Genomic DNA, 1,255 nt, shown 5'->3' with positions numbered 1-1,255 from the left:
CAACGTGCTCTACGACGAGGGGCTGATCGACAATGCCGCCGTCACCGGCGACTATTTGCTGCAGCGCCTGCAGGCGCTCAGGGAAAAGTACCCGAAGATCATCAAGGATGTGCGCGGCAAGGGTTTTATGGTCGGCCTGGAGTTCCACGACTTCTCGCAGACCTTGCCGATGGTGCTGCGGCCGATCGTCAGCGTGCTCGACGACAAGCTGAAGGGCTCGCTGTCGGGCTTCGTCGGCGCGCTGCTGCTGCGCGATTACGACGTGCTGGTCGCCTTCACCGAGTACAACCGCAACGTCATCCGGCTGGAGCCGCCGCTGATCTGCCAGCGTGAGCATGTCGATCGTTTCGTCGATGCTTTCGACAGTCTGCTGTCGCGCGGCATCGTGTCGATCGTGAAGGATTTCGTCAAAAGCCAGGTCCGTTAAACCGAAACTCGCTGAGTAGACATGCTGACCAAGTCGCCCGCTCCACAGAACCCACTCGACCGGCTCACCGGGGCCGGTCTGGCGTGGGGCGTGGGGACTTATGCGCGGCTGGCGGCACCGATCGGCGCCGCGGCCTTCGCGCTCTACATTCTTTTTTCAGCGTTCACCGCGTGGGTGATGCCCGACGCCAATTGGGACATGCTGCCCTATCTCGCCATAGCGGAGGAAGGCACCTATCCCGATGCACAGGCGCTGCATGACTATGCCTACAACACTGTCAAATCGGGCGTGTCGGCCGGTGACTACAAGGCGCTGACCGACGATGGCGGCGGCTTCCGCAGCCACATGGCGGAGAATGCCGCCGACTTCCATTCATTGCTCGGCATGTACCGGATCAAGTTCCTCTATGCCGAGATCCTGTCGACGATGAGCGCGGTGATGTCGCCGGTCGAGGCGATGCGCCTGGTCTCAGTGTTCTCCGTGCTGCTGTTCGGCGCGATCGCCCTGATGTGGCTGCGCTCCGAGGGGGCACTGGCCTTGGCGCCGGTGGTCGGCGCGGTGCTGATCATGGCCGATTTCGGCGATGCGGCGCGCGCCTCAACGCCGGATCTGCTCACATCGGCGCTGTTGCTGGGCGGGCTTTATGCCTATGTCCGCGGCCGCGAGGTGGCGACGGCGATCCTGCTCTTCCTCGCCTTCATGGTGCGCCCGGACAACATTGTTTTCCTTGCTGTTTTTGCTGTGCTGCTGGTTGCGTTCCGGCAGAGGGCATGGGGCGCGCTGGCCGGCTTTGCCGCTTCCTTCGTTGCCTATTTCGCCATCTCGCAC

General features: G+C 62.9%; 2 protein-coding genes. Both read left to right on the top strand.

Going from position 1 to position 1,255, the window contains the following annotated elements; translation table 11 throughout:
* Positions 1-427: aminotransferase class III-fold pyridoxal phosphate-dependent enzyme (locus EN884_RS36315; RefSeq protein ID WP_128361146.1), on the top strand; the 427-nt coding region annotated here is incomplete at its 5' end.
* Between the two features lie 21 nt (positions 428-448).
* Positions 449-1,255, top strand: an 807-nt coding sequence (locus tag EN884_RS36310) for a DUF2029 domain-containing protein (protein ID WP_128361145.1), incomplete at its 3' end; no start/stop codon positions are given.

Source organism: Mesorhizobium sp. M7A.F.Ca.AU.001.01.1.1 (assembly GCF_004022735.1).
GTDB classification, from domain to species: Bacteria; Pseudomonadota; Alphaproteobacteria; order Rhizobiales; family Rhizobiaceae; genus Mesorhizobium; species Mesorhizobium ciceri.
The sequence above is the reverse complement of the archived record's forward strand: the minus strand, read 5'-3'. Positions and strand labels throughout refer to the sequence as shown.